Source organism: Pseudomonas huaxiensis (assembly GCF_003231275.1).
Taxonomy (GTDB): domain Bacteria; phylum Pseudomonadota; class Gammaproteobacteria; order Pseudomonadales; family Pseudomonadaceae; genus Aquipseudomonas; species Aquipseudomonas huaxiensis.
The window spans coordinates 159,910-183,219 of the sequence record NZ_QKVL01000006.1 but is presented as its reverse complement, the minus strand read 5'-3'; the positions used below and the strand labels follow the sequence as shown (position 1 = coordinate 183,219).

Below are 23,310 nucleotides of genomic sequence, written 5' to 3'. Positions count from 1 at the left end.
ACGGAGAGCACTGACATGAACCTTCATCCGAACAGGCTCCACGCCCTGCTGGCCGGCGCCCTGCTGCTGGCCAGCGGCATCGCCCAGGCCAATGGCCAGGCAGCGCCGACCGCCAAAGGGCTGCAGCACGCCAAGACCTACACCGTCAGCAGCGCGCCGGTGGAGCCCTTGCACATGGACCCGCCGACCCTGCCGGACCTCAGCGGCTACACCGCCGAGGCGGTGCAGAAGAAGATCGACCGCAGTCACAAGGGCCAGGTTTCGGTGCGCCGCATGCTCCAGGAAACCACCCTCAAGGAGTTCATCGGCGGCGACAACAAGGGCGCCGAATGGGTCGCCCGCCAGCGTGGCATTCCCCAGGCGATCTTCATCGACGGCGGCCATGTGGACTTCGCCGAACTGGCGAAAAAAGTGCCCGACCGCTATGTCCGTGAAGTCTCGCCGGGCGTGTACCTGGCCCGCCTGCCGATCGTCGTCGGCCACGACGCGACCCTGGAAATCAACGGCAAGGTCAAGGAACTGCGGCTGTCCCAGGAAGGCGGCTCGTTCCTGGTCAACGACGGCAAACTGTTCGTCAGCGACAGCCGGGTGGTCGGCTGGCGCGAGGCCGACAACGGCCCGGCGACCTTCCGCAAACCGGATGAATTCCGTCCGTTCCTGCTGTCGTGGGGCGGCACCGAGACCTACATCGTCAACACCACCATGGCCAGCTTCGGCTACGCCAAGAGCAAGTCCTACGGTGTGAGCATCTCGCAGTACACGCCGAACATGGCCAAGCAGATGGGCCGCGCCGAACCCACCGGCTGGATCATCGGCTCGACCTTCAGCGACATGTGGTACGGCTTCTACTGCTACGAGACCAGCGACTTCGTGGTCAAGGACAGCACCTACCGCGACAACATCGTCTACGGCATCGACCCCCACGACCGCTCGCACCGGCTGATCATCGCCGGCAACACCGTGCACGGCACGAAGAAGAAGCACGGGATCATCATTTCCCGCGAGGTCAACGACAGCTGGATCATCAACAACAAGAGTTTCGACAACAAACTCTCCGGCGTGGTGATCGACCGCAACAGCGTCAACAACCTGATCGCCTACAACGAGATTTACCGCAACCACACCGACGGCATCACCCTGTACGAGAGCGGCGACAACCTGATCTGGGGCAACAAGCTGATCAGCAACCGTCGCCACGGCATCCGCGTGCGCAACAGCGTGAACATCCGCCTGTACGAAAACCTCGCCATGGCCAACGGCCTGGTGGGTGTCTACGGGCACATCAAGGACCTCTCCGACACCGACCGCGACATCGCCCTCGACCCGTTCGACACCAAGGTCTCGCTGATTCTCGTCGGCGGCGAACTGGCGGCCAACGGCAGCGGCCCGCTGTCCATCGACTCGCCGCTGAGCGTCGAGCTGTACCGGGTGTCGATGCTGGCCCCGAGCAAGGCCAGCGGCATCAGTTTCTCCGGCGTGCTCGGCGAGCGTCAGGACGAGATCCTCGACCTGATGGTGCGCCAGCAGAAGGCCGTACTGATCGACCCGGTCGAACGCCAGACCGAAATGCTGGATTGAGGAAGCCCGACATGACCCCACACCTGATGAAACTCCTCGGCCTCAGCGCCGCCCTGCTGGCGATCAGCAACGGCGTGCGCGCCGACGAGATCAAGGCGCCGACCTTCAGCGCCGAGCCTTGCTGCCAACTGTGCCCGGAAGCTCACGATGCCAGCCGCTACACCACCCGCTACCAGCAGAACTTCACCACGCTGGTGCAGGCCCAGGGCGACTGGCTGTTCCGTACCAAGGAAGACTTGCGCACCGAGTTCAGCACCACCCCGGCCGGCTACAAACGCCTGCAGCAGATCCACGATGCGTTCAAGGCACGCGGCATCGAGCTGGTGGTGGTTTATCAACCGACCCGTGGCCTGGTGAACCGCAACATGCTCAACCCCGCCGACAAAGCCGGCTTCGACTACCAGAAGGCCCTCGGCAATTACAAAGCGATGCTCAAGCGCTTTGGCGGCATGGGCTACAACGTGCCCGACCTGTCGCCGCTGACCAACGAGCAACTGGCCGCCGCCGACCAGGGCAAGGATTTCTACTTCCGCGGCGACCAGCACTGGACGCCTTACGGCGCCGAGCGCGCAGCGAAAATCGTGGCCGAGACGGTGCACTCGATGCCCGCCTTCGAAGGCATCCCGCGCAAGGAATTCGAGACGACCAAATCCGGGCGCATGGGCAAGACCGGCACCCTGCACAACGTCGCCGGCCAGCTCTGCGGCACCAGCTACGCGGTGCAGTACATGGACCAGTTCGCCACCGAACCCAAGGGCGAAAGCGGCGGCGACGACCTGTTCGGCGACTCCGGCAACGCGCAGATCACCCTGGTCGGCACCAGCCACAGCGGCAAGAACTACAACTTCGCCGGCTTCCTGGAACAGTACATCGGCGCCGACGTGCTCAACGTCGCCTTCCCCGGTGGTGGCCTGGAAGGCTCGATGATCCAGTACCTGGGCAGCGAGGAATTCAAGAAGAACCCGCCGAAGATTCTGGTCTGGGAATTCTCGCCGCTGTACCCGCTCAACCAGGAAACCATCTGGCGGCAGATGCTCGCCCTGCTCGACAACGGCTGCGAAGGCAAGCCGGCGCAGATGAGCGCCAGTTCCTCGCTCAAGCCGGGCACCAACGAGCTGCTGGTCAACGGTCGCAACGGCGTGATCAAGGACCTGACCAACCGCAATCACCAGCTCGATATCCGCTTCGAAGACACCTCGGTGAAGACCCTGCAGGCCACCCTCTGGTACCTCAACGGCCGCCACGAAGACCTGAAGATCGACAAGCCGACCACCTCCGACACCGATGGCCGTTTCACCTTCCAGTTGCGCGAGGACGAGGACTGGGCCGGGCAGACCTTGCTGGCCGTGGAACTCCAGGGTCCGGAAAACGGCAGCCAGAAGGTGCAGGCCACCTTGTGCAAACGCGGTTCAGGCGATGCCTCGCGCAACGCCCAGGCCGGACTGTGAGGACACCATGAACAGACTCAGCATGCTCGCCAGCGCGGTACTGCTCAGCCTCGGCGGCCAGGTCATGGCTGCCGGGCTGGTGCCGCCGCCCGGTTACTACGCCGGCATCGAGAAACAGAAAACCGGCAAGAACGACTTCAAGTGCGATGCCGTACCGACGCCTTATACCGGCAAGCTGCAATTTCGCAGCAAGTACGAAGGCTCGGACCGCGCCCGCTCGACCCTCAACGAAGACGCCGAACAGGCCTTCCGCGACTCCACCGCCAGCATCACCACCCTGGAGCGCGGCGTCGCCCAGCAGGTCAACCGCTACCTGCGCGATGGCCGTCCGCAACAACTGGACTGCACGCTCACCTGGCTGGGCACCTGGGCACGGGCCGATGCGCTGCTGTCGAAAGACTTCAACCACACCGGCAAGTCGATGCGCAAATGGGCGCTGGGCAGCATGAGCAGCGCCTGGCTGCGCCTGAAGTTCTCCAATGCGCGGCCGCTGGCAGCACATCAGGCCCAGGCTGAAGAAATTGAAAAATGGTTCGGCCGCCTGGCTGACCAGGTGGTCAGCGACTGGAGCAACCTGCCGCTGGCCAAGATCAACAACCACAGCTACTGGGCCGCCTGGTCGGTAATGGCGACCGCCGTCGCTACTGATCGTCGTGACCTGTTCGACTGGTCGGTGAAGGAATACCGCGTCGCCGCCAACCAGATCGACGACCAGGGTTTCTTGCCCAACGAACTCAAGCGCAAACAACGCGCCCTCGCCTACCACAACTACGCCCTGCCGCCGCTGGCGATGATCGCCAGCTTCGCCCAGGTCAACGGCGTGGACCTGCGCGATGAAAACCATCAGGCCCTCAAGCGGCTGGGGGATCGGGTGCTGAGCGGGTCGAAGGACCCGTCGGCGTTCGAGCGCAAGAACGGCGAAGACCAGGACATGAAAGACCTCAAGGTCGGCAGCAAGTACGCCTGGCTGGAGCCGTGGTGCAGCGTCTACGCCTGCGGCGCCGACGTGCAGCAGCGCCGGCATGACCTGCAGCCCTTCAACAGCTTCCGCCTCGGCGGGGATGTGACGCGGGTGTACGACCCGGGAGCCCGGTAGGAGCGAGCTTGCTCGCGATGAGGCCCGCCCGGACACCGGCGCCGGACCTGCTGACGCGATCGCGAGCAAGCTCGCTCCTACAAGGATCTTGAAACACTGGTTTCCCCCGCCAAACAGCGGGGGGTTTGGGGGGCGCTGTTGCCCCGGATGCTTGAACAACAAGGAGAACCGGGATGGTTTTCTCGTCCAACGTGTTCCTGTTCCTGTTTTTGCCGACCTTCCTCGGCCTGTACTACCTGAGCGGGCAACGCTACCGCAACCTGCTGTTGCTGCTGGCCAGCTACCTGTTCTACGCCTGGTGGCGGGTGGACTTCCTCGCGTTGTTCGCCGGAGTCACCCTGTGGAACTACTGGATCGGCCTGAAAGTCGGCGCCGCCGGCGTGCGCACCAAATCCGCACAACGCTGGCTGCTGCTCGGCGTGGCGGTGGACCTGTGCATCCTCGGCTACTTCAAGTACGCCAACTTCGGCGTCGACAGCATCAACGCGATCATGACGTCGTTCGGCCTCGAACCGTTCATCCTCACCCACGTGCTGCTGCCGATCGGGATCTCGTTCTACATCTTCGAGTCCATCAGCTACATCATCGACGTGTACCGCGGCGACACCCCGGCCACCCGCAACCTGATCGACTTCGCCGCCTTCGTCGCGATCTTCCCGCACCTGATCGCCGGCCCCGTGCTGCGCTTCAAGGACCTGGCCGACCAGTTCAACCACCGCACCCACACCGTCGACAAGTTCGCCGAAGGCTGCACCCGCTTCATGCAGGGCTTCATCAAGAAAGTGTTCATCGCCGACACCCTGGCGGTGGTCGCCGACCATTGCTTCGCCCTGGAAAACCCCACCACCGGCGATGCCTGGCTCGGCGCGCTGGCCTACACCGCACAGCTGTACTTCGACTTCTCCGGTTACAGCGACATGGCCATCGGTCTCGGCCTGATGATGGGCTTCCGCTTCATGGAGAACTTCAAGCAGCCGTACATCAGCCAGTCGATCACCGAGTTCTGGCGGCGCTGGCACATCAGCCTGTCGACCTGGCTGCGCGACTACCTGTACATCACCCTCGGCGGCAATCGCGGCGGCACCTTCGCCACCTACCGCAACCTGTTCCTGACCATGCTGCTGGGCGGCCTGTGGCACGGCGCCAACTTCACCTACATCCTCTGGGGCGCCTGGCACGGCATGTGGCTGGCGATCGAGCGGGCGCTGGGCCTGGACACCAATCCGCAACGCTTCAACCCGGTCAAATGGGCCTTCACCTTCCTGCTGGTGGTGATCGGCTGGGTAATCTTCCGCGCTGAAAACCTGCACGTCGCCGGCCGCATGTACGCCGCCATGTTCAGCCTCGGCGACTGGAGCCTCTCGGAACTCAACCGCGCCAGCCTCACCGGCCTGCAAGTGGCAACGCTGATCCTGGCCTACATCACCCTGGCCTGGTTCGGCCTGCGCGACTTCTATCGCAACGCCAAACCGACCGCCAAAGCCAGCCCGGTGGTGATCCACAACGACGGCAGCGTCGGCCTCGACTGGAGCCTCTACGCCACCCGCGTGCTGGTGCTGATGCTGTTCGTGGCCTCGATCCTCAAGCTCTCGGCGCAGAGCTACTCGCCCTTCCTCTACTTCCAGTTCTGAGCGAGCCGACCATGACCCGATCATTACGCATCCTCTACTCCCTGCTGTTCCTCGCGCTGTTGGCGGCGCTGGGCCTGTGGTCCCTCGGCGGGCTCGGCGGCTTCCAGCGCACGGCGCAGATGAGCCTGCTCGACGGCAAGCTGGCCAAGGCCGCCGAAACCCACTACGACGAGCAATTCCCGCTCAAGCGCATCGGCACCAACCTGTGGGCGGCGCTGGACTTCAAGCTGTTCAATGAAGGCCGTCCCGGCGTGGTCCTGGGCCGCGACCAGTGGCTGTTCAGCGACGAGGAATTCAAGCCGGCGGCCAACGCCGAACAGACCCAGGCCGAGAACCTCGCCCTGCTGCGCGGCGTGCGCGACACCCTGCGCGAGCACGGAGTGGAACTGGTGCTGGCGATCGTCCCGGCCAAGGCGCGGGTCTATCCCGAGTACATCGGCGAGCAGGCCCCAGCCAGCCTTCACGATGACCTCTACAACGCCTTCCACGCCCAGGCCCGCCAGGCCAACATCTTCGCCCCGGACCTGTTCGGCCCGCTGCAAGCGGCCAAGTCCCGCGGCCAGGTGTTCCTGCGCACCGACAGCCACTGGACGCCGATGGGCGCGGAAGTCGCCGCCCAGCAACTGGCCGAAGCCGTGGCCCGGCAGACCCTGCTCAACGGCGAGCCGCAGACCTTCGTCACCGAGAACCAGCAACAGACGCCGTACAAGGGCGACCTGACCAACTTCCTGCCGCTGGACCCGCTGTTCAGCAACCTGCTGCCCAAGCCCGACCAACTGCAAAAACGCAGCACCCGCGCCACCGAAGAAGGCAACGGCGACGACGGCGCGCTGTTCGCCGACAAGCAGATTCCGGTAGCACTGGTCGGCACCAGCTACAGCGCCAACCCCAACTGGAACTTCCTCGGCGCGCTTCAACAAGCGCTGCGCAGCGACGTGGCCAACTACGCCGAAGACGGCCACGGCCCAATCCTGCCAATGCTCAAGTACCTGCAAAGCGACGAATTCAAAAACAGCCCGCCACAAGTCGTGGTCTGGGAATTCCCCGAGCGTTATCTGCCAATCAAGAACGATCTCAGCGGCTTCGATCCGCACTGGATCGCGCAACTGAAAAAAACCCGTACATCCCATCAAGAGCTGGCCCTGTCGTCCCATCGGACGGAACACTGAAGAGGAAACGCACATGACCTTGCACACTTCCAAGCACCGTATCGCCAAAGCCTGCGCCCTCGCTGCCGGCCTCACCCTCGCCTCGCTGCAAGCCTGGGCCGGCGGAGACGCCGCGCTCTACGGCCCGACCGCACCAAAAGGCTCGACCTTCGTGCGCCTGTACAACGCCTCCAGCCAGCCGGTCGAAGCCACGGTCGGCAACACCCCGATCAACCAGGTCGGGGCGCAGGCCAGCAGTGACTTCAGCTTCATGCCGCAAGGCGACTACAGCGCCAAAGTCGGCAGCGCCAACCTGCCGGTAAAACTGGCTGCGGACCACTACTACACCCTGGTCAACCACGCCAACGGCAAGCCGCAACTGGTGGAAGAACCGCCGTTTCGCAACAAGCAGAAATCCCTGGTTCGGGTGCAGAACCTGAGCGACCAGGCCCTGACCCTGAAGACCGCCGACGGCAAGACCGAAGTGGTCAAGCCGGTGGCCGCCAGCGGCCGCGGCGAGCGCGAGATCAACCCGGTCAAGGTCAGCCTGGCGCTGTACGAAGGCGACAAGAAAGTCAGCGACGTCAAACCGGTCGCCCTGGAGCGCGGCGAAGCCGCCGTGCTCTACGTCACCGGTTCCGGCAACACGCTGTCCCCGGTCTGGGTCAAGCGCCCGGTATCGACCCGTTAATCCCACTGCCCTTTATTGAACGATTCGGAGAACACCCATGATTCCAGTCATCCTGTCCGGCGGTAACGGTTCGCGTCTGTGGCCACTGTCGCGCAAGCAATTCCCCAAGCAGTTCCTGGCCCTCACCGGCGAACACACGCTGTTCCAGCAGACCCTGTCGCGACTGGTGTTCGACGGCATGGACACGCCCATCGTGGTCTGCAACAAAGACCACCGGTTCATCGTCAACGAGCAACTGAGCACCCTGAGCCTGGAGACCCAGGCCATCCTCATGGAACCCTTCGGCCGCAACACCGCACCGGCGGTGGCGCTGAGTGCGATGAAGCTGATCAATGAAGGCCGTGACGAGTTGATGCTGGTGCTGCCGGCCGACCACGTGATCGACGACCAGAAAGCCCTGCAACGCGCCCTCGCCCTGGCCACCGTGGCCGCCGAGCGCGGCGAGATGGTGCTGTTCGGCATCCCCGCGACCAAACCGGAAACCGGTTACGGCTACATCCGCTCCAGCCAGGACGCGCTGCTGCCCGAAGGCGTCAGCCGGGTGGCGCAGTTCGTGGAAAAACCCGATGAAAAACGCGCCCGCGAATTCGTCGATGCCGGCGGTTATTTCTGGAACAGCGGCATGTTCCTGTTCCGCGCCAGCCGCTTCCTCGAAGAGCTGAAAAAGCACGACCCGGACATCTACGACACCTGCCTGCTGACCCTCGAACGCAGCCAGGAAGACGGCGACAGCCTGAGCATCGACGAGGCCACCTTCGCCTGCTGCCCGGACAACTCCATCGACTACGCCGTGATGGAAAAAACCCAGCGCGCCTGCGTGGTGCCGCTGTCTGCGGGCTGGAGCGATGTCGGCTGCTGGTCGTCGCTATGGGACGTGCACCCGAAAGACGACAACGGCAACGTCACCAAGGGCGACGTGGTGGTGCAGGACAGCCACAACTGCATGATCCACGGCAACGGCAAACTGGTGTCGGTGATTGGCCTGGAAAACATCGTCGTGGTCGAGACCAAGGACGCCATGATGATCGCCCACAAGGACAAGGTTCAGGGCGTCAAGCAGATGGTCAACACCCTCGACGCCCAAGGCCGCAGCGAGACGCAAAACCACTGCGAGGTCTACCGACCGTGGGGCTCGTATGACTCGGTGGACATGGGCGGGCGCTTCCAGGTCAAGCACATCACCGTCAAGCCGGGAGCCAGCCTGTCGCTGCAAATGCACCACCACCGTGCTGAACACTGGATCGTGGTCACCGGCACCGCCGAAGTGACCTGCGACGAGAACGTGTTCCTGCTCACCGAAAACCAGTCCACCTACATCCCGATCGCCTCCATCCACCGCCTGCGCAACCCCGGCAAGATTCCGCTGGAAATCATCGAAGTGCAGTCCGGCAGTTACCTGGGTGAGGATGATATCGAGCGCTTCGAAGACATCTACGGGCGCTCGACGCCGATCGAGCGTGGGGTGTCGATCAAGACGATTGCGCAGTAAAGATGACCGGGCCGTGTCCTTCGGGGCACGGCTGCTTGGGGTTCGGGTGAGGCCCGCTTGGTGCAGGTCCAGAGATATCCTGCTCGCTCGATCTCAACGGCGCTGAAAACTCATTGCCATGCACTTGAAAGCACCAACGCCCCATTTCCCCCAGACAAACATGACAGTCCGCCCCCCTTGCCGCTAGGATCAAGGAACCCTTCTGTTTCGGTACTGGACATGATCATCGGCATCCTGCTCATCCTCACCTGGTTGGTCCTGCTGCTGCGCTACCCGGCCAAGGCGCTGCCGGTCTCGCTGGCGGCGCTGCTCGGGCTGGTCATGGTCGGCGCCTGGGTGGTCTGGCTGGATAACCGCGAAGCACGCCAACTGGCCCGGCTGGAATTGCGCCTGGACTACGCGCCGCAAGAGTGCCCCGTCGGGCGCCCGTTGCGGGTGAAGATGAACAACGGCAACGACGTGCCACTGGTGGAGTTGCATTGGCGGGTTGCGGCCTATGCGCCGGGCGACAGCGTCAACCTCGCCGAAAACACCTACGCCGCGCCCCGCTACCGTGGACCTGGCGAACTCCAGGCCGGCGCCAGCTGGAGCGACTGCCTGCCCCTTCCGCCGGTGCGTCCCGGTTATCGGCCACAAACCCTGGAGTTTCGCGCCGAGCACCTGCAAGGCAGCTTCGCCAACTAGATGTTTCCACTGCGGCACAATCCCCTCTTCCTGAATCAAACGAAGGACCGCCCCATGCCCATCGCTCTCATCACCGGTTGCTCCAGTGGTATCGGCCGTGCCCTGGCCGACACGTTCAAACAGGCGGGCTACGAGGTCTGGGCCACGGCACGCAAGGCCGAGGATGTGGCGGCGCTGACGTCCGCCGGGTTTCGCGCCCGCCAACTGGACGTGAACGATCCACAGGCTCTGCAACACTTGAGCGAAGAAATCGACTACGCCCACGGCGGCCTCGATGTGCTGATCAACAACGCCGGCTACGGCGCCATGGGGCCGCTGCTGGACGGCGGCGTCGAGGCGATGCGCCGGCAGTTCGAAACCAATGTGTTTGCCGTGATCGGGGTCACTCGCGCGCTGTTCGGCTTGCTACGGCGCAACCGCGGGCTGGTGGTGAATATCGGCAGCGTGTCCGGCGTGTTGGTGACACCGTTCGCCGGTGCCTACTGCGCGTCGAAGGCGGCGGTGCATGCGTTGAGCGATGCGTTGCGGCTTGAATTGTCGCCCTTTGGCATCCGGGTGATGGAAGTGCAGCCGGGGGCGATCCAGTCCAGTTTCGCCAGCAATGCCGGGCATGAGGCTGAGCAGTTGCTGAAGCCGGAATCGGCGTGGTGGCCGATGCGTGAAAGCATTCGAGCGCGGGCGCGGGCCTCGCAGGACAAGCCGACCCCGGCCACGGAGTTCGCCAAGGGATTGCTCAAGGCAGCGCAGCAAAGCCCGACACCGCCGCTGGTGCGGTTGGGGAATGGGAGTCGGGCGTTGCCGTGGCTGGCGAGTTGGTTGCCGACGCGGTTGCTGGATAAGGTGTTGAAGAAGAAATTTGGGCTGGATCGGGATTTGTAGGGGGTGCTCTGGGCCTCATCGCTGGCAAGCCAGCTCCCACATGGACTGCATGCACCTACCCTGTGGGAGCTGGCTTGCCAGCGATGAGGCCCTGAAAACCACCCCATCAATCAAGCAATCGCCCGCACCACCCCACCATCCACCCGCATCGCTGCACCGGTGGTCGCACTGGCCTGGCGCGACGACAGGTACACCACCAGATTCGCCACTTCTTCCACCGTCGCCAGACGCTGGATGATCGAGCTGGGCCGGTGTTCGGCGATGAAGTTGGCTTCCATCTCCTGCACCGACACGCCCTGCTCTTTCGCCATTTCAGCGAAGAAATCACCCACACCTTCCGAGCGGGTCGGCCCCGGCAACACCGCGTTGACCGTCACCCCTGTGCCAGCCAGGGTTTCCGCCAGTCCGCGGGAAATCGCCAGCAGCGCCGTCTTGGTGGTGCCGTAGTGAACCATCTCGGTAGGAATTTCCAGCGCCGACTCGCTGGACAGGAACAGCACCCGTCCCCAGTTGCGCTCGGCCATCCCCGGCGCGTAATGCCGCGACAGGCGCACCGCGCTCATGACATTGACGTCGAAGAAGCGCTGCCAGTCGTCGTCGCTGATCTCAAAGAAGCCCTTGGGTTCGAAGATGCCCAGGTTGTTGACCAGGATGTCGGTCTGCGGCACCTGCTCGAACAGCACGCGAGCGCCATCCACCGTGCCCAGGTCAGCGGCAATGCCGATGATCCGCGCCGCCGGCACCCGTTCGCGAACCTGCTTGAGGGCCTGGTCGACCCGCGCCTGGGTGCGGCCGTTGAGCACCACTTCGGCGCCCGCCTCGGCCAGGCCGATGGCGATCGCCAGGCCGATACCGGCGGTGGAACCGCTGACGATGGCGCGTTTACCGTTCAGGGAAATATGCATTCGAGCTTGCTCCTACCGTTATCAATCTTCAGTTACTGGCAACGTCAAATGCCTGCCAGCCCCCGCCCAGCGCCTTGTACAACCCCACCAGGGCCTGTGACACCGCCGCCGAGCTGTCGATCCATTGTTCTTCACTGGCCAGCAACGCCCCTTGCACGCTGAGCACATTGAGGAAGTCCACCGCGCCTTCGACGTACTGGCGCTGGGCGGTTTCCAGGGCGATGCGGTTCTGCCGCACCGCTTCGGCGAGATGATCGCGGCGCAATTGACTGGCGTTGTACAGGCGTAGCACATCGTCGATTTCGTGCCAGGCACGCAGCACCACCTGACGGTAATTCAGCGCCGCTTCCTGTTGCTGGGCCTCGCGCAATTCGAGGGTGCCCTGCAAGCGCCCACCCTCGAAAATCGGCAGGGAAAGCTGCGGGCCGATAGCGAACCGACGCGAATCCCAGGCGCCGAAATCGCTCAGTTGCAGGGCCTGGAAACCAAGATTTCCGGACAGGCGGATACTCGGATAGAAGTCCGCCTTGGCCACGCCAATGCTGGCGGTGGCGGCATGCAGCCGGGCCTCGGCCTGACGGATATCCGGTCGGCGCTCGGCCAGTTCCGACGGCACACCGATGGCGAAGCGTTGTTGCGGCGCCGGCAGTTCGGTGGCTTCCAGCAAGTCGCTTTGCAGGCTGCGCGGAGGCTCGGCGGCGAGCAGGCTGAGGGCGTTGATCAGGTCAGCCTGTCGCGCTTCCAGGCTCGGCAGGCGCGCCTCGATGGACGCCACTTGGGCGCTGGCCTGGGCGACATCAAGACGGGTGGCGACGCCCTGGTCCTGGCGATCACGGGACAGCTTGAGGCTGTGCCGGGCCACCTCGAGGTTGTCGCGGGTCACCGCCAAGGTGTGCTGCACGGCACGCAACTGGATGTAGTCGCCGGCGGTTTCCGCCAGCAGTGCCAGCAGTACGCCGCGACGGTCGTTTTCCGCCACTTGCACCGTGGCGTCGGCGGCTTCGACCTGACGCCGCACACGCCCCCAGAGGTCGAGCTCCCACCCCGCCACCAGATCGCCCTGCCACAGGTTGTAGGCGGCCTTGCCGGAATTGCCGGACGGGTCGCTGAGGCCTTCGGCGCTGTTGCGGGCGCGGCTGTAACCGGCATTCAGGCCGACCGACGGCGTCTCGTCGGCGGCGATGCTGCTGCGCAGTGCCCGGCTTTGCAGCAGCCGGGCACTGGCCATGCGCAGGTCGAGGTTGTTGTCGGCAACACGCTGGATCAACCCGCTGAGCCGGGCGTCATGAAAACTTTCCCACCAACGCAGTTCCAACGGCTCGGCCTGCGGCTGGCTCGCCGCAACGTCGCCCTGCAACGGCGCCCAATCAGTCGGCGCGTGGCTGTCGGGACGTTGGAAATCCGGGCCAAGGCTGCAGCCGGCCAACACCAGGCCGAGCAGCAACGGGCTTACACGAAAGACGGCATTCATCGGGCGCTGACCTCCTTGCCGCCGAGGGTGTCGCCCTGGGTATCGATGGTCGCCTCCACCGACATGCCAACGCGCAAGCGCTCCAGCAGCGGCTGATCGGCGTCGAAGACGATCTTCACCGGAATCCGCTGGACCACCTTGGTGAAGTTGCCGGTGGCGTTGTCCGGTTTGACTGCGGCGAAGGTCACGCCGGTGGCCGGGGCGATGCTCTGCACATGGCCGCGCAGGGTTTCGCCGGAGAAGGTATCGACGCTGATGCTCACCGGCTGGCCGGGCTGCACGTGGGTCAGTTGAGTTTCCTGAAAGTTGCCGACCACGTAGGCCTCGGTCAGCGGCACCACCGACAGCAGCCGCGCCCCCGGATTGACGTAGGCGCCGACGCGCAAGGCGCGCTCGCCGACCATGCCGTCCACCGGCGCGACGATGCGCGTGTAGGACAGGTCCAGGTGGGCTTTTTCCACCCCGGCATCGGCGCGTTTGAGTTGGCCATCGGCACTGGCGACCTGGGCTTGGAGGATGTCCACCTGCTTGCGCGTCGCCAGTAGCGCGGCCTGGGCGTTGGCCTGGCGAGCGCTGGCCTGATCGACCCGGCTGCGCGCCTGTTGGGCGTTCTGCACGGTACCTGCGCCCTGCTCGGCGAGGCGGCTGTAGCGCGTCACTTCATGGTTGGCGAAGGCCGTTTCGGCCTGCGCGGCCTTGAGCGCAGCGTCGGCCTGGGCGATCAGCGCGGCCTGGCGCTCAAGGGTAGCGCGGGCATCGGCACTCTGCGCGCGGGCCACCAGCAACTGGGCCTGGGCGGCGTCCAGCGCGGCCTGGTAATCGCGATCATCGAGGGTCGCCAGCAACTGCCCGGCGCGCACCTGCTGGTTGTCTTCCACCCGCACCTCTTTGATGAAACCCGCCACCTTCGGCGCGACCACGGTGTAGTCGGCGCTGACGTAGGCATCGTTGGTGCGCTGGCGGTGGTCGCTGCCCAGCAGGTGCGGGCCGCCGATGGCGGCGAGAACGGCAATGGCAAGCACCGAGCCGATAAGGATGTTTTTGCGTGTGTTAGTCATGTCGGCAAGTCTCTAATTCATCCAGGCTCAGGCCACCGCACGCGGTGGATAGACCCGGACAGGCACGAAAGGAATCAGGCAGATCAGCGCCACGGCGATGCACGCCACAACCAGATAGAGGTCGGCCGAAGCCAGCACCAGCGCCTGTTCATGGATGCGCCGGGCCAGGTTGGCAGCGCTGTCGTCGAGCAAGGGCGCGTTGCCCAGGCTGTCGGTGAGGTGGTTGGAATGGAAATGCCGGCGCAGGGTGCCGAGGGCATCCAGCAAGCCCCCAGCAACCACCGCCGAGAGGCCTTTGACTGTGTTGAACCAAGCCGAGGCGAACGGGCCTTCTTGCGGGCTCATGCCGTTGGTCGCGAGCATCAGCAGCGGCAACACCGCCATCGGCTGGCCAAACACCTGCAACAGTTGCAGCAGGTAGAAGTTGTCGCGAATCCATTCCGAGGTCAGTTGCGTGCCGCCGAAACAGCTCAGCGCCAGCATCCCCAGGCCCACCGCCAGCACCCAGCGGCAGTCCACCGCGCGGATGTTGCACAGCGCCGCCACCAGCGGCAGCGAGATCAGTTGCGGCATCGCCACCAGCAACATCAGCGGGCTGGTCTGGGCCGGGCGGTAACCCTGGATCTGCGCCAGGTACGCGGACGGAATGCTGATCACCGCCGACAGCACCACCAGCACACCGGCCAGGGTCACCAGGGCGAAGCTGAGGTTACGCCGGCCGAGCATGCGCAACTGGAAGAACGGCAGCGGCTCGGACCATTCGTTGAACATGAACAGCACCAGCAACAGCAGGCCACCGCCCAGCAGCCAGCAGATCAGCGTCGAATCGAACCAGCCCCAGCGGTCACCCAGACTCAGGCCGAGCACCAGCGAGCTGATCGCCGGCAGGCCGAGCAGCACACCGCGCCAGTCGAGTTGGCGGAAGCGTTCCAGGCGCAGCGGGTCTTGCGGCAGGCCCCAGCCGACGCAGAACATCGCCAGCGCCGAGGGCAGGATGATTTGCCAGAACGACCATTGCCAGCCGACGTATTCAGTCCACAAGCCGGCCAGCGGCGTGCCCAGGTTGGGGCCGAAGGTGGCGGTCAGGGCGTAGCAGGCCAGGCCGTAGACCTTGATGCCCGGCGGCAGGAAGCGCAGCGCCACGCTCATCAGCATCGGCGGCAGTGCGCCGGAGGCCAGGCCCTGGAGTATTCGCAGCAGCATCAGGCTGTGCAGGTCTGGCGCATAGGGCTGCACCAGCCCGAGCACGGCGAACAGGCCGACCGCGCAGAGGGTGAAGCGGCGCAGGGAAAAGGTCGCCGCCAGCCATGGCGAGAACGCCATCGCCGAGACCGACGCGGCGGCATACACCGCCACCAGCCAGGCGCCTTCGTCGGCGCCGATGCCCATGGCGCCGCGAATATCACCCAGCGAGATCTTGGTGACCATCTCGTTGAGCCCGGCGCAGAGCACCGCCAGCAACACGCCGAACAGCCCGACCACTACCCGCAGGCCGAATGCCTGTTGCGCGGGAGCGGCCGCCACGGGGGCAGCGGCAGGCGCAGCAAGGGGCGCGGTGAGGGACGTCATCAGTAGAAATCTCCAGCAACAAATTGACTGGAGCGAGTCTAGAAACACTGAATGCTTACGAAAACTGACTTCTCAACAGTTTACAGTTGCACCAAACGCAATCGACTGGTCATGGGTCGACGCTGCAGCAGGTTTTCAGGGTCTGGCGCAGCCAGCGGTGCGCCGGATCGTTGTGGAAACGCGGGTGCCAGGCTTGCATCACCGTCACCCGTTCCATCGGCAGTGGAATCTCGAACGAACGCAACGGCAGGCCGAGCCGGGCGACGCTGTTGAGGATGTTCGCCGGCATCGGCAGGATCAGGTCCGACGCCGGTAGCGAGAACATCGCCGAGTGAAAACTCGGCGTGATCAGTGCCACCCGCCGCTGCACCTTGAAGTTGGCCAGCTCGACATCGATCGGCCCGTTGGCCCGCCCGCGCCGCGACACGCTGATCTGTGGATAAGCTGCAAAACTCTCCGGCGTGATCTCACTGTCGAAGATCGGGTGATCGCGGCGCACCAGTCCGACATAGACGGTATGGAACAGGCTCTGCACCTTGATCTCCGGGCCGAGGTCGATGCTCGAACTGATGATCAGGTCGGTGCGCCCGTCGCGCAGCACCACATCGTCATCGCCGCCGGTTTCCGGGACGAAGCGCAGCACCGTGCGCGGTGCCTGCTCGTGCATCTTGCGCAGCAACTGCGCGCCATAGAGGGCGATGAACAGGTCGTTGGTGCGGATATTGAAGGCCCGGTCGAGGTTCGGCAGATCCACCTCATCGCCGCCCCGAAACACCTGCCCGGCCTGCTCCACCAGCACCCGCACCTGCTCCTGCAGCGCCAGCGCCCGCGGCGTCGGCACCAGGCCGCGGCCGGCGCGGACCAGAATCGGATCACCCAGCGCTTCGCGGATGCGGCTGAGGGTCCGGCTCATGGCTGCGGGACTCAGGTTCATGCGCTGGGCCGCGCCGACCACACTGCCCTCGTCCAGCAGAGCATCGAGGGCGACAAGCAGGTTCATGTCCGGGAGTTGCATGGCCGGGCTCCGTGGGGTGACGTGATGGAAACGCGATATTAGCAGCTCGATGGATTGCGTCTGGTGCAATGATCCAGTGCACGCCGGGCCATTTATCCGGGCGCCCTTGGCGGCCGAAAATGCCCTGTCTCCGCCCCAGCCAAGGAACCCGCATGCCCAGCCCGGTACTTATCGCCATCGACGCCTCCCCCGCCTGCACCAGCCTGCTCGACCTCGCCCGCCGTTACTGCCGCCCGGAACAGCATCACCTGCACGTGCTGCTGGCCATCGACGCCACCTTCGCCGTGCACGGCCAACCTGCGCTCTACACCCGCGGCGAAGAAGAGGAATACCCCGCCGCCTGCGAAGAGCAGCAGCAGGCTGAGCGAGCGGTACAAGACGCGGTGGCGGTTCTGCGCGAAAGCGGGTTCACCTGTGACGGCAGCGTTGTGGCGGCCGAGCCGGTGGCGGCGATTGTCGACCAGGCCAAGGCGCTGGAGTGCGAGCTGATCGTCATGGGGCACCGGCATCTGTCGCGGCTGGGGAGGTTGCTGGATCCGTCGGTTAGCGGGAAGGTGATTGACCGGGTGGGGTGTCCGGTGTTGGTGGGGGTTGCTGGCTGAGGGGCCTGTCGATAGATCTTCAGTGCTCTTGAGATCGAGCGCCGCTCACGCGGCGCATCGCCGGCAAGCCGGCTCCCACAGGGAATGGTGTACACCACAACCTGTGGGAGCTGGCTTGCCAGCGATGCGCTCAATCAAGGCTTCACCACCACCGTACAAGTAGTCCCCGCCGCCAACAAAAACCCGTCCGGCACTTCATCGATATGAATCCGCACCGGCACCCGCTGCGCCAGGCGCACCCAGTTGAAGGTCGGGTTCACATCAGCGATCAGTTCGCGGCTCTCGGGGTTGTCGCGGTCGTAGATGCCGCGGGAGATGCTCTCCACATGGCCCTTGAGCACTTCGCCGCTCATCATCTGCAACTCGGCTTCGGCGCCCACTTTCACATGGGGCAGTTTGGTTTCTTCGAAGAAGCCGTAAACCCAGAACGAGTTGCTGTCGACCACCGCCATTTTCGCTTCGCCGGTACGGGCGTAGTCGCCGCGGTGGACGTTGAGGTTGGTGACGTAGCCGTCGACCGTGGCAAGGATCGTGGTGCGCTTGAGGTCGAGTTGCGCAGCCGCCAGTTGGGCCTGGGCCTGCTGGTAATCCGCCTGGGCGGCGTTGGCAATGTTGCTGGCGTCGTCGCGGTTTTCTTTGGAGATCACCAGGTTGTCCATGTCGGCACGGCGGCTGGCGTTGACCTTGCGCATTTCCCAGGTGGCCTTGCGCGAAGCCACCAGTGCTTCGGCCTGGCGCACCGCAACTTCGTAGTGCTCCGGGTCGATGCGCAGCAGTACGTCGCCCTTTTTCACCAACTGGTTGTCCTTCACCGGCACGTCCACCACGTAGCCCGGCACGTCGGCGGCGACGTTGATGATGTCAGCGCGCACCCGGCCGTCGCGGGTCCAGGGTGTGGTCATGTAGCTCACCCAGAGCTGCCGGCCGATGGCCACGGCGGCAAGCAGCACGAGCAAGGTGGCGATCAGGCTGAAAAACTTCTTCATCGACGGGCTCTCAACGGTAAACGGTCAGCGCCATGGCGCCAAACAGGCAGATGAACAGGCACAGGCGCAGCAGCGCCGGGTGCCAGAAAAAACGGTAGCCATCGACGCTCGCGATAAAGCGGTCCAGCCCCCAGGCCAGGACGGCTGCGAACAGGAACATCAGGGTCACGGTCGGCATGTAAAGGCCATGGAAGGCGATTTCACGGAGCATGGGGCAGTCCTTGCGACGGGCCGAGCTCGGCCAGCGGCGATTGAGGGTCGAGCAGTGAGGTCCGGATGAAGTGCAGGTAGCTCTGCACCCGGCGCAGCGCCGAGGTATCGAAGTGGCGGGCGAACGGTTCGTCGGTGGCCTGCACGCGGCTGATGGCGTGGTCCACGGCGATCAGCGCGCGCTCGTGGTTGCTCGCCGTCGGTTGCAGGAACAGCCGCGCCAGCGCCCGGCCCATGACCCGGATCGCCTGGCGCCACGGCTGCGACTCGGCGTAGCTCGGGTGCACCGGCAGGATCGCCTGTTCCTTGCGCAGCTCGATGATCGCGTGACCGACTTCCAGCACTACGAACATCCAGCGCAACAAGCGGCTCTGCACCAGCGGCTGACCCACCGCCAGGCCATAGGCCTGGTGCAGCAGGTCACGGGTGCGGCTTTCGAAGCCCGAGCCAAGGCCGCGCAGGCGCCCGGTGATGGCGAACAGCACCTGTTCGCGCAAGTCCTGCTCCAGGCGGCTCCACAACCAGCGGCTGTTGGGCGGCAGGATGATTGCGCCGGCGGCGGCGCAGACCAGCATGCCGATGATCATGCCGATGTAGTCGTTGATGTAGGTGTAGGGGTTGTACACCGTCAGGTTGTTCGGCACCGAGCCGATGGCGAAGAACACCAGCAGGCCGATGCCGTAACCCGCGTAGGCCGGGCGCGAGGCGAGGAAGGCGCCGAGCACGAAGACCGGCGCCAGCACCATGCACAGCAGCGGGAAGCCATCGATCCAGGGGAACACGAAGAAGGTTTCGAAGAAGCCGACGAAGGCGCCGAACAGCGTGCCGCAAGCCATCTGGAACGACATGCGCTTGGGGTTCGGCGACGCTGCCGAGAGGCCCACGGTGACGGTCGCGATCAGGGTCATCATGCCGCCGCTGGGCCAGTTACTGACCAGCCAGTAGCTGCCGAGCAGCAGCAACACCGCCGCCGCGCGCACGCCGGCGGCAGCCGACACCAGCCAGTTGGTCTGCGCCACATAGGGCTCGTCCCACTGCTCGCGTTCGTGGTTGTGCGCGGCCAGCGAGGCGTGCGTCTCGGCGTAGCTGTGCATGTCGTCGACAAAGCGGTAAAGCAGCTCGTAGGCGGTATGGAAATCCAGCAGTTCGGTTTCGCTCGGCCCGGTTTCCTCGAAGGCCGCGCGCAGGCTGCGCACCTGGGCCGGCAGACCTTCTTTGTACGCAGCCAGTTCGAGGGTCAGGCGCAGGGCGTCGGCATCGGTCAGGGCACGGCCAACGTAAGGGTCGAGCAGCTCGACGAGGGTTTTCAGGCCCGGTTCGATGGCGCTGACGATCTGCAACGGTCCACGCAAACGCAGGCGTTCGAGCAACTGGTGCAGGGCGTTGTAGCGTGTGGTGATGGCCATGAACTCGCTGTTCATGCGCACCAGCCGGCCGCTGCGGCGGCGCATGTGCGGGTCTTCGAAGGTGGTCACGCTGCGCAGGCTTTCCAGACCCACCGCTTCGGCGATGAAACGCACGTTGCTGCTCTCCAGGCGATCACGCTGGCTGTCGCCGCGCAGCCCTTCCACCACCACGCCGGCGAACACGCCAAAGCGCTGATACAAGGCGTTGCGCATCGCGGCGCTGGCCGATTGCGGCAGGATCGCGGCGCTGACCAGGGTCGAAATGAAGATCCCCAGGCCGATTTCCAATACCCGCCAGACCGCAGCCATGAAGGCTTGCTGCGGCTGGTCGAGGATCGGCAGACCGATCATCGCGGCGGTGTAGCCGGCGAGGACGAAGCCGTAGGCACGGAAGGTGCGGTAGCGCATCGCCCCCGCCGAGCACAGGCCGACCCACACCGCCAGGCTGGGCAGAAACAGCTCGGTGTTCTGCGGAAAGATCGCGATCAGCGCCACCATCATCGCCGAGCCGGCCAGGGTGCCGAGCACCCGGTAGAAGCTCTTGGCGAATACGTGCCCGCTCTGCGGCTGCATGACGATGAACACGGTGATCATCGCCGTGCGCGGCTGCGGCAGTTCCAGGCGCATGGCCAGCCAGAGGGTGGCGAAGGCGGCGACCAGCACCTTGAAGATGTACACCCAGGTCACGCCGTCGGTGCGCGCCCAGTGGAAGAATCCGCGGCGCCACTCAAGCGAGGCCAGCCAGCGGAACGGCAGGGTCAGGGCGTTCATTCTGAGTGATCGGCTTTATCGAAAATCGCCAGGGTGCGGGGTGTCGCGGGAGCGTCCTGTTTGCCGGGCTCGGGCACATCGGTGCCGGCACCGAGGCCGCCGCCCAGCGCCGTGACCAATCCGGCATGGGCGCTCAGGCGCGCGGCCTGGACCTGCTGCTGGATCATCTGCTGCTTGAACAGCAGGGTCTGGGCGTTGAGCACATTGAGGTAATCGGTCAGGCCACGCTGGAAGGCGATCATGGCGATGTCGTAGGTCTTCTGCGCCGAGGCCACGGATTCGGCGGCGAAGTGCGCCTGTTCCTTCATCGACTCGCGGCGGATGAGCTGATCGGAAATGCCCTTGAGCGCTTCCACCACGGTCTGGTTGTAGCGCGCCACGGCGATGTCGTAGCCGGCCGAGGCCACGCCGAGCTGAGAACGCAGGCGACCGCCGTCGAAGATCGGCAGGCTGATGGCCGGACCGACGTTGTAGTTGAACTTGCGTCCGGTCAGGAATTCCAGCGGGCCGCCGCCGGTGGCCATGAAGCCGAGGCCGCCGATCAGGTCGACATTGGGGAAGAAGCCAGCATGAGCAACGTCGATGCCACGGGCCTGGGCCGCGACCTGCCAGCGGCTGGCGACCACGTCGGGGCGCTGGCCGACCAGCTCCGCCGGCAGCGCCGACGGCAATTTCAGCGGTGCGCCGAGGGACAGTTGCGGACGCTGCAGTTGCGCGCCCTCCCCCGGTCCTTTACCGGCGAGCGCCGCCAACTGGTTGCGGGCCAGGGCGATTTCTTCATTGAGGGCGTCGAGCTGGCGGTGGGTTTCCGGCAGCGGCGTCTGCGCCTGGCTGATTTCGAACTGGGTGCCGATGCCGCCGGCCAGCCGCCGTTCGGCAAGGGCCAGGATCTGCTCCTGTTGGGCCAGTTCAGCCTTGACCACGTCGCGCTGGGCAAAGTGCAGGGAAAGCTGGATGTAGACCCGCACCACGTTGTTCTGCAATTCGAGCTGGGCCTGGCGCGCCTGGGCCACGCTCATGTGCGCCATGTCCACGGCCTGCTCGCTGGCATTGCGCTCACGACCCCAGAGGTCGAGGGCGTAGCTGAAGCCGAGCGCGGCGTTGTTGTCCCAGGTGTTGGCGCCAGACAAGCCGCCGGGGCCATAGAACTGGTCTTCCGGCCAGTTGTGGCGTTTCAGGCTGGCGTCGCCGTTGACCTGGAGTTTTTCCGCCGACTCGACCACGCCAGCCATGGCCCTGGCCTCGCGCACCCGCGCAGCAGCCATGGCAATGCTCGGGCTGCCGTTCATCGCCAGGGTGATCCAGCGGTCCAGTTGCGGATCGCCATAGGCGCGCCACCATTGCTGGTCGGGCCAATGGGCATCGCGCGCGGCTTCGGTGATCGCCGCGTCGGGGGTCAGGTTGTTGGCTTGCAGCGTCTTGCTTTGCGGGGCAATGCCCCAGGTTCCGATACAGCCGCTCAAGGTCAAGCTAAAGGCACAGACACTGAGCGCATTCAGCGCTCTGATGATGCGACGCGGCACAGCTGCGAGTTCCCGACGTAGAGGTGGATGAGGCCGGGCAATTCTAGGGGGCCGCCGCGGTGGCGATAAGCGTGCTTTCCTGCGAATCTTTGTTACCGAATTGGCGATAATCCGGCTTTAGTCGCAAGACCGGCCTGGTTACTTCATGTCACAATTCTGTCGTCTTCCTTGAGAGCGCCCCATGGACACCCTGCAAAACATGCGTGCTTTCAGTTGCGTCGCGCAAGTCGGCAGCTTCACCGCCGCAGCCGTGCAACTGGATACAACCACCGCGAACGTCTCGCGGGCGGTTTCCAATCTTGAAGCGCACCTGCAAACCCGCCTGCTCAACCGCACCACCCGGCGCATCGCGTTGACCGAGGCCGGCAAGCGCTACCTGATGCGCTGCGAGCAGATCCTCACCTACGTAGAGGAAGCCGAGGCCGAGGCCAGCGACGCCCACGCCCGCCCCGCCGGACAACTGAAAGTGCATTCGATGACCGGCGTTGGACAGCATTTCGTGATTGATGCCATTGCCCGCTACCGCCAGACCCACCCGGACGTCACCTTCGACCTGACCATGGCCAACCGCGTGCCGGACCTGCTGGACGAAGGCTATGACGTGTCCATCGTGCTGGCCAGCGAGCTGCCGGACTCCGGGTTCGTCTCGCAGCGCCTGGGCATCACCTACAGCATCGTCTGCGCATCGCCTGAATACGTGGCCCAACACGGCATCGCGCAGAAACCGTCTGACCTGCTCAAACACGCCTGCCTGCGCATGGTCAGCCCGGTAATTCCGCTGGAGAAATGGCTGTTCGACGGCCCGGAAGGCCAGGAAGTGGTGAACATCACCCACGCGCCGTTCCAGGTGAACTCCGCCGACGCGATGAAAGCCGCGATCCGCAGCGGCATGGGCGTCGGCGTGCTGCCGATCTATTCGGCAATCGACGGCCTGCGCGACGGCAGCCTGGTGCGGGTGATGCCCGAGTACCGCTTGCAGGAGCTGAACCTGTACGCGATCTACCCGTCGCGGCAGTACCTCGATGCCAAGATCAAGACCTGGGTCGAGTACTTGCGCAACTCCCTGCCGGAAATCCTCGCCGCCCATGAGGCCGACCTGAAGACCCACGAACTGCGCGTTGCCAACTGAAATCTTGATGCACAGCGGCGG

20 protein-coding genes are annotated in these 23,310 nt (G+C 64.8%); 11 read left to right on the top strand and 9 right to left on the bottom strand.

The window, feature by feature from the left end; genetic code table 11:
• The first annotated feature begins 15 nt into the window (after positions 1-15).
• From algG to DM374_RS10010, 9 genes are all read left to right on the top strand, one after another.
• Positions 16-1,578 carry a mannuronan 5-epimerase AlgG gene (gene algG / locus DM374_RS10050; RefSeq protein WP_110969703.1) on the top strand — a complete coding sequence of 521 codons (1,563 nt, stop codon included), beginning with the start codon at positions 16-18 and terminating at the stop codon, positions 1,576-1,578.
• 11 nt (positions 1,579-1,589) lie between these two features.
• Positions 1,590-3,026, top strand: coding sequence for an alginate O-acetyltransferase (locus DM374_RS10045; RefSeq protein ID WP_110969702.1), 1,437 nt, complete (start codon positions 1,590-1,592; stop codon positions 3,024-3,026).
• A 22-nt stretch (positions 3,027-3,048) separates the two neighbouring features.
• Positions 3,049-4,122 (top strand): mannuronate-specific alginate lyase, encoded by a 1,074-nt coding sequence (locus DM374_RS10040; protein ID WP_225422474.1) that lies wholly within the window; start codon positions 3,049-3,051, stop codon positions 4,120-4,122.
• 173 nt (positions 4,123-4,295) lie between these two features.
• Positions 4,296-5,753 (top strand): MBOAT family O-acyltransferase, encoded by a 1,458-nt coding sequence (locus tag DM374_RS10035; RefSeq protein WP_110969700.1) that lies wholly within the window; start codon positions 4,296-4,298, stop codon positions 5,751-5,753.
• An 11-nt stretch (positions 5,754-5,764) separates the two neighbouring features.
• Positions 5,765-6,922 (top strand): alginate O-acetyltransferase, encoded by a 1,158-nt coding sequence (locus tag DM374_RS10030; protein ID WP_110969699.1) that lies wholly within the window; start codon positions 5,765-5,767, stop codon positions 6,920-6,922.
• Between the two features lie 13 nt (positions 6,923-6,935).
• A complete protein-coding gene (locus DM374_RS10025) occupies positions 6,936-7,592 on the top strand; it encodes an alginate O-acetyltransferase AlgF (protein WP_110969698.1) in 657 nt (218 codons plus the stop codon).
• A 37-nt stretch (positions 7,593-7,629) separates the two neighbouring features.
• Positions 7,630-9,081: a mannose-1-phosphate guanylyltransferase/mannose-6-phosphate isomerase gene (locus DM374_RS10020; protein WP_110969697.1), complete on the top strand. Its 1,452-nt coding sequence runs from the start codon at positions 7,630-7,632 to the stop codon at positions 9,079-9,081.
• Positions 9,082-9,300: 219 nt separating this feature from the next.
• Positions 9,301-9,765, top strand: coding sequence for a multidrug transporter (locus DM374_RS10015; protein WP_110969696.1), 465 nt, complete (start codon positions 9,301-9,303; stop codon positions 9,763-9,765).
• 54 nt (positions 9,766-9,819) lie between these two features.
• The gene (locus DM374_RS10010) at positions 9,820-10,644 is read left to right on the top strand and encodes an SDR family oxidoreductase (protein ID WP_110969695.1); all 825 of its coding nucleotides are present in this window, start codon (positions 9,820-9,822) and stop codon (positions 10,642-10,644) included.
• A gap of 110 nt (positions 10,645-10,754) precedes the next feature.
• Here the strand turns inward: DM374_RS10010 and DM374_RS10005 are convergent, their stop codons facing one another.
• The 5 genes from DM374_RS10005 to DM374_RS09985 all read right to left on the bottom strand — a co-directional run bounded on the left by DM374_RS10005 (position 10,755) and on the right by DM374_RS09985 (position 16,662).
• Positions 10,755-11,549 carry an SDR family NAD(P)-dependent oxidoreductase gene (locus DM374_RS10005; protein ID WP_110969694.1) on the bottom strand — a complete coding sequence of 265 codons (795 nt, stop codon included), beginning with the start codon at positions 11,547-11,549 and terminating at the stop codon, positions 10,755-10,757.
• 28 nt (positions 11,550-11,577) lie between these two features.
• Complete coding sequence (locus DM374_RS10000) at positions 11,578-13,020, bottom strand: efflux transporter outer membrane subunit (RefSeq protein WP_110969693.1); 1,443 nt, start codon at positions 13,018-13,020, stop codon at positions 11,578-11,580.
• Positions 13,017-14,078, bottom strand: a complete 1,062-nt coding sequence (locus tag DM374_RS09995; protein ID WP_110969692.1) for an HlyD family secretion protein — start codon at positions 14,076-14,078, stop codon at positions 13,017-13,019. Before DM374_RS09995 ends, DM374_RS10000 begins: the two co-directional genes overlap by 4 nt.
• A 27-nt stretch (positions 14,079-14,105) precedes the next feature.
• Positions 14,106-15,647 (bottom strand): MFS transporter, encoded by a 1,542-nt coding sequence (locus DM374_RS09990; protein ID WP_110969691.1) that lies wholly within the window; start codon positions 15,645-15,647, stop codon positions 14,106-14,108.
• A gap of 109 nt (positions 15,648-15,756) precedes the next feature.
• On the bottom strand, positions 15,757-16,662 hold the full coding sequence (locus DM374_RS09985; protein ID WP_110969690.1) for a LysR family transcriptional regulator: 906 nt from the start codon (positions 16,660-16,662) through the stop codon (positions 15,757-15,759).
• 152 nt (positions 16,663-16,814) lie between these two features.
• Between DM374_RS09985 and DM374_RS09980 the strand changes: the two genes are divergently transcribed.
• Positions 16,815-17,264, top strand: coding sequence for a universal stress protein (locus DM374_RS09980; RefSeq protein ID WP_110969689.1), 450 nt, complete (start codon positions 16,815-16,817; stop codon positions 17,262-17,264).
• Positions 17,265-17,398: 134 nt separating this feature from the next.
• Here the strand turns inward: DM374_RS09980 and DM374_RS09975 are convergent, their stop codons facing one another.
• Genes DM374_RS09975 through DM374_RS09960 form a run of 4 tightly spaced genes read right to left on the bottom strand, consistent with a single transcriptional unit; the run spans position 17,399 to position 22,160 of the window.
• Entirely contained in the window at positions 17,399-18,250 is an 852-nt protein-coding gene (locus DM374_RS09975) for an efflux RND transporter periplasmic adaptor subunit (RefSeq protein WP_110969688.1), read from the bottom strand.
• A gap of 10 nt (positions 18,251-18,260) precedes the next feature.
• On the bottom strand, positions 18,261-18,461 hold the full coding sequence (locus tag DM374_RS09970) for a DUF1656 domain-containing protein (RefSeq protein ID WP_110969687.1): 201 nt from the start codon (positions 18,459-18,461) through the stop codon (positions 18,261-18,263).
• A complete protein-coding gene (locus tag DM374_RS09965; RefSeq protein WP_110969686.1) occupies positions 18,451-20,637 on the bottom strand; it encodes an FUSC family protein in 2,187 nt (728 codons plus the stop codon). Before DM374_RS09965 ends, DM374_RS09970 begins: the two co-directional genes overlap by 11 nt.
• Entirely contained in the window at positions 20,634-22,160 is a 1,527-nt protein-coding gene (locus DM374_RS09960) for an efflux transporter outer membrane subunit (RefSeq protein ID WP_110969685.1), read from the bottom strand. The genes DM374_RS09965 and DM374_RS09960 overlap by 4 nt, the downstream gene beginning before the upstream one ends.
• Positions 22,161-22,341: 181 nt before the next feature.
• Between DM374_RS09960 and DM374_RS09955 the strand changes: the two genes are divergently transcribed.
• On the top strand, positions 22,342-23,289 hold the full coding sequence (locus DM374_RS09955; protein WP_110969684.1) for a LysR family transcriptional regulator: 948 nt from the start codon (positions 22,342-22,344) through the stop codon (positions 23,287-23,289).
• Positions 23,290-23,310 lie beyond the last annotated feature (21 nt).